General features: G+C 62.6%; 5 protein-coding genes and 1 pseudogene. All 6 read right to left on the bottom strand.

Annotated features, from left to right (window positions below; genetic code table 11):
* Positions 1–442: TetR/AcrR family transcriptional regulator (locus tag ACXJ7R_RS23975; protein ID WP_457154009.1), on the bottom strand; the 442-nt coding region annotated here is incomplete at its 3' end.
* Positions 443–504: 62 nt separating this feature from the next.
* Positions 505–1,794: an alpha/beta fold hydrolase gene (locus ACXJ7R_RS23970; protein WP_457154008.1), complete on the bottom strand. Its 1,290-nt coding sequence runs from the start codon at positions 1,792–1,794 to the stop codon at positions 505–507.
* A gap of 6 nt (positions 1,795–1,800) precedes the next feature.
* A complete protein-coding gene (locus tag ACXJ7R_RS23965; protein ID WP_457154007.1) occupies positions 1,801–3,111 on the bottom strand; it encodes an acyl-CoA dehydrogenase family protein in 1,311 nt (436 codons plus the stop codon).
* A 17-nt stretch (positions 3,112–3,128) separates the two neighbouring features.
* A complete protein-coding gene (locus ACXJ7R_RS23960) occupies positions 3,129–4,181 on the bottom strand; it encodes a peptidase M29 (RefSeq protein ID WP_457154006.1) in 1,053 nt (350 codons plus the stop codon).
* Between the two features lie 237 nt (positions 4,182–4,418).
* The gene (locus ACXJ7R_RS23955) at positions 4,419–5,171 is read right to left on the bottom strand and encodes a maleate cis-trans isomerase family protein (RefSeq protein WP_457154005.1); all 753 of its coding nucleotides are present in this window, start codon (positions 5,169–5,171) and stop codon (positions 4,419–4,421) included.
* A 43-nt stretch (positions 5,172–5,214) separates the two neighbouring features.
* Positions 5,215–5,481, bottom strand: a pseudogene (locus ACXJ7R_RS23950) (carbon-nitrogen hydrolase family protein); the annotation flags it as partial.

Below are 5,481 nucleotides of genomic sequence, written 5' to 3'. Positions count from 1 at the left end.
GTGCCGAAAGGATCAGGCCCCACAGATCCTGCGCCGCGAGTTCGGCGTCGTCGAAAGCCAGTCGGCCCGCGCGCCGCTGGCCTTCCAAATAATCCATGATGCCGCGCAGCAGGCGATCGGGGCCCACCTCCTGATAGGCGCGGCCGATCTCCGGAAAGCGCTGCACCTCGCCGATGATAAGCCTGGCCAGGGACAAGAGGTCCGGACGCAGCACCGTGTCGGCATAATCCCAGGAAAATTCGAGGAGGTCGGCCACCATCCCGCGTTCGGAAGGATGTTCGAAGATATCAAGCATCTGGTCGCGCTCGCCCAGCATCATGGCCGAGAACAGCGCCTCCTTTGACTGGAAGTACTGGTAAAGCGTCGGCTTCGAAAGCCCCGCCTCGATAGCAACGGCATCCATGTTRGCGCCGGAATAGCCTGTTTCGGAAAAGACCTTCAAAGCGGCCGCCAGGATGCGGCGCTCGCGCTCGATCTTGTTTTGCTGTCGGCGGGACAAGGCGGTCATCTCGGTAGCTTCCCCAGAAAGTCCAGCAGGATGCGGCTGTAGGCCTCGGACTGCTCGACATTGCAGACATGGCCGGCATCCGCGATGGTCTCGTAGCGGATGTCGGGCCGGGAGACCTGACCCAATATTCGCTCGGCGATACCGCGGATCTCCGATGGCGGAGCCAGCCGGTCATGTTCGCCGGTCATCATCAGCACCGGCATGGTCAGGCGCGAGAAATCGAAACGCTCGGATGGATTGGTGAAACAGACGAGCGCATCGCGATAGGTCGCCGACGGGATCGCCGCCATCGATTGGAGGAGCTGCTTCTTCATCTCATCCGAAGCGTTCGGTCCTGCCAGCACTTTCACCACCGCCGGCGCGAAGTCGGCCGGCGTCTGGCCGGCATCGAGCGGCACCTTGCGGCTGACGCGGAAGGCCTCGCGTTCCTCTGAACTGGCTTCCGACATGCCGGTGCAGCCGCCCGACAGGACCAGCCCGGCCAGCATTTGCGGATAGCGCATGGCGAAAGAGGTGGCTATCCACGAGCCATAGGAGAGGCCGACCAGAACCAGCCGGGAGGCGCCGAAATTATCCTTCACTCGCAAAATATCGGCGCAGTAGTCGTCCACCGCCGACTGGTTTCGCCCGAGCGCGCTGCCGCCATAGCCTCGCAGGTCGAGTGCGGCCGCACGCATCACGCTGCCGGCGGCCGCGAGTTGCTGCAGCCAGTTGCCGCGCGATCCGCCTATGCCGTGGAGGAACAGGCAGAGCGGCCCATCACCGTCCGGCGTCGTTGTCAGTCCGAGGCGGGGATCGCCATCGATGACGATGTCGCGCATGGCAACAGGGGCGGGTAGAGGCGGCGGCTCCGCGCTGCGGATCTCAAGCGCCTTCTCCGAAAGTGCGGCGATGCCCATCTCGAAGATCGCTTTCGTGCCCTTGCAGATTTCCTGCAATCGCGGGGAGGCGGCGTTTACATCTGCGCTCCAGCGCACGATGCAGCCCCCCCGACCGTCGGCGGCGATGGCGATGCGGCCGTCATAGGCCTCGGCGCCGGCGATGCCTTGGAGATGCGTATAGGCGAGCGTGCGCTCGCTGTCGCTTAGCCAGGTCAGCTGCTCGCGATAGACGGTGTCCTCGCCGTTGACGGTGAAGCTGCGGACCAGCGCACCGCGCTCGTCGCGCTCCGCGCGAATGGTCGCGATGATCGGGTGCCATCGACCGCAGAAATCCGCGACGACCGACCACACCGCCTCCGGTGAGGCGGCGCAGGCGCCGATGACCTTGACCGTTTCGCGCGTCATCGGCGTCTACCGGACCGACCGCACGGCGCCGTGATCGCCGCGCCACAGCGACATGCGGGCGCCACCTTCGTCGCCCGGAGCGGAATCGATCTCGTCCATGTCATAGAGTGCGAGGACCGAGAGGTAGTCTTCCATGATCTCCGAGGTGTAAGGCAGCATCAGCGCGCCGCATCGGCTGTCGCGGTACATCCGCTCCAGCGGCAACGACTTCAGCATCGACTGGCCGCCGCAGGTTCGGATCGCCATCGAGGTCATCTCTGCCGCACCCTCCATGACGTTGTATTGGGCGGCGTACATGCGCAGCACCTCGCCCTTGGTCGGGAAGCCCTTGGCTTCGCTGAAAGCCTGCCACCAGAGCGCGCGCATGTTGGCGAGCCGCGCATACATCTTGCCGACGGCGACGCGCTTGGTCGCATACATGCGCCGGTCGATGGGCGGCTGACCGGGGATCTTGCCCTTCAGGTAATCGACCATGAAGTCGAAGGCGCCTTGCGCCACGCCCATGTAGGTTGGCGACAGCGTGATCATCATATGCGGCCAGTTCGGCAGGGTCTTGCCGAAGATGCCGCGCGGCATCAGCATGTCCTGCTCGGTAACGAAGACATCCTTCAGGATGAGGTCGCGGCTGTTGGTGCCGCGCATGCCGAGCGGATCCCAGTCACCCTTGACGCTGAGGCCCGGCGCGTCCTTGTGGACGACAAACAGCATCGTGTCCTCGTGACGCGGCTCCTGGCCTTCGAACACCTCCGTGCAGACGATGGTGTAATAGTCGCAATAGCCGGCGAGCGAGGCGAACTTCTTGAAGCCGTTGATCTTCCAGCCGCCGTCCACCTTGCGGCACTGCGTCTGGTTCGGCTTCGAAGTCCAGTTCTGTCCGCCCTCGGAGATCGGCTGCGAATAGATCGCCTTTTCGGCGATGGCGCGGCGGAACTGGCGCTCGCGCAGCGGCGCGAATGCAGCCTTCTCCTCAGGTGTCAGGTTCGGCATGTCGACCATGAAGCGTGACCAAGCCATGGACGAGTTGTGCATGTTGAAGGTCAGCGCGGTGGCGCCGCAATATTTGCCGATCTCGGCGCCGACCATGGCATATTCGAACATCGAATAGCCCCAGCCGCCGAATTCCTCAGGGATGCAGAGGCCGAGAAAGCCCTCGGCGGCCAGATCCTTGTAGTTCTCGACCGGGAAGGAGGCGTCATCGTCGATCCCCTTGGCGCGCCCCGCGAACTTGTCGCGGCCGAGTTCGTTCACCAGCCGCAGCTTGGCCTGCACCTCGGGACGGATGCGTGAGAGGTCGTAGTAATCAACAATATCGCTCATGGTTTTCTCCGAGGGCGTCAGGACGCCAATTCGCCTTGCAGGACGCCGTCACTGACGACGACTTTCCCGTCCAATGTGATCGTGCAGTTGCGCATCGGCAGGTCGAAATGACCGAGCGTGTAGCGGCCGGCATACTGGTTCGCCCCCGTGGACCACAGGAACGATCCTGCCAGGGCGCGGAACTCCACCGCCTGCATGTCACGCTTGTCGTACATGGCGGCCGAGACCCACCGGGCGCGCGGGTGCATGCCCCAGCCGACGTGGCTCATGCCGTAGGCGTTGCGGTCGTTCCAGGCCTCCATGTATTCGCGGAAATGGATGGCATCGACGCCGTCGCCTTTGATCGCGGTGACGAAGTCGTCCTCGACGGTGAAGTCGATGCGGCTCGCAAGCGTCGTCTTGAACGTCAGGTTCATGTCGCCCACGTCCATGACGATCCGGCCGTTGACGCAGTTCTTTCCGGGAAAGGCAAGGCAGAGCCCGCCCGGCCAGTGCGCCACGGCGCCCGGCGTGGTGCCGAAGCCCGGTGTGCCGCCACAGGGCGCGTTGCGCAAATCGATGACGAGATCGGTGCCGGCCGGCGAGGTGACGCGCATCTCGCTCGCCTCGCGCAGCATACGCACGCCCAGCGCCACCTTCGGGCCAAGGTCGGCTGTGGGCTCGGTGCGCTCCAGGATCTCGGGATGCTCGTTGCAGATCACGAGCAGGCGCGTGCCGCCGGCCGCCTCGATCTCGGGCCATTCCGGAGCATGGATAAGCCCTTCGACCGTGCAGTCGACGATGACTTCGACGCGCTTCAGCGCCTCGATAACAGCGCGGTTGCCCTGGATGGCCCAGGAGGTGCCGGTGGATTTCACCGGCACAGGGGCCGTCTGGCGCGGCGTCGGCATCTGGATCATGCAGAACTCGGCGCCTTGGTCGTGCAGGGCGAGTTCCGAAAGATGGATCAGCACAGGACGCGACTGCGTCTCGGACAGGATCGCGACCCTCGTCCCCTTGCCGATCGCATTCAGCGCGAAGACGCGCCGGAAGCAGTCCAGCCACCGTCCTTCGATGCGCTCTTGCAACATCGCTAAACTCCCATTGACGATCCGGCTTGTATCGGATTTCTTAACTTGTGAGTTAAGTTTTCAGTTTTGCGACGACTTGTCAACGAAATTTTCGAAGATTTTTGTATTTTCGAGAATCGGATTGAATCCTAGTCTCGGATCCAGTTGGGATCGTCGCTCGCAAATGACAGCTGAGCCGACCGCGGCGCGGCTGGCTGTCAGAGCCGTCTATCGTCGACTGGCCAAACCCGAATTGGTCTAGTAGCGACCGGAGAGCAGTTCGCCGGCACCGGGCGACGCGGCTTTCAAGCCAAGTCTCGACATCAGTTGAAAACCCGTACAGACGGAGGCGCTGACAACTGGAAGGCCCAATGCTTGCTGAAGCTTGTCAATGATTGCCAAGGAGGGCATCTGCACACAGGCCGATGCGACAAACGCGTCGATGCCCGTCGTGTCGACTTTCCTGTAGATATCGAGCAGTTTATCCGGATCGTGCCTGCCGACCTCGATGTTGTCGGGGATTTCAAGCGCGATGAAGTCTTTCACCGCTATCCCCYCATGCTCGATGTAGTCGACCACCAGTTGCGTAAGCGGCTTCATGTAGGGGCATATGAGGGAAATCTTCCTGGCTCCCAGTACCTTGAGGCCGTCGACCAGAGCGCCAGCACTGGTCACAACGGGAGCGGGCGCGCCATTCTCCGCGGTACGCTGATGCAGCCGGGCTTCCGAGGTGCGGTGATAACCCTTGCCCATGCTCATGATGGCGACCAGACAGGCGTAGCCGAGGACGTCGACGCGAGCATCCGAAAGTTCGGTCGCGCAGCGGTCGCTGTCGCGATCCATGGCCTCGAGCTCTTCCTTGACCACCTTTTTCATTCGCATTCGGCTGGAATGGAAAGTGAAGCGTTCTGACAGGATTGTCTCGCGGCTACGGAAAATCGCCGGGATTTCCGTCTCCATGGTGGTGTTGGAGGAAGGCACGATCTGTCCGATCCGATAGGTCTTCGGCATCCTTATCCGTCCTCTGGCGTGTCGCCGCTGGTGACTGTTCGGCCTATTCCTGATGACCGCGCTGCGATGCTGTTTCGGGCACGCTGGCATCATCGCCGTCGAACATCTGCGCCCTTTCGATCAGCGATATCGGCTCCAATCTGCGCCGATTTACCTTCAGGTCGAAAACGTCGAACCGGTTGTAGTGGCCGGCAATGTCATGCATCTGCTTCGGCTGGATGCAGCGTCCGAGATCAATCTCGGCATAGACGATGCCCTCTTCGTCGATCAGCGGCTTGCCAACCACGCGCCCGTCCGGACCGATCACGCC

The sequence above is a fragment of the Mesorhizobium sp. P5_C1 genome (assembly GCF_054049815.1).
This window is presented reverse-complemented; position numbering and strand designations above follow the sequence as displayed.

What these genes read in the sequence shown, in the direction of transcription:
- ACXJ7R_RS23960 (WP_457154006.1), bottom strand. Translation starts at nt 4,181, where the DNA reads ATGTTGCAAGAGCGCATCGAAGGACGGTGGCTGGACTGCTTCCGGCGC.
- ACXJ7R_RS23965 (WP_457154007.1), bottom strand. Translation starts at nt 3,111, where the DNA reads ATGAGCGATATTGTTGATTACTACGACCTCTCACGCATCCGTCCCGAG.
- ACXJ7R_RS23970 (WP_457154008.1), bottom strand. Translation starts at nt 1,794, where the DNA reads ATGACGCGCGAAACGGTCAAGGTCATCGGCGCCTGCGCCGCCTCACCG.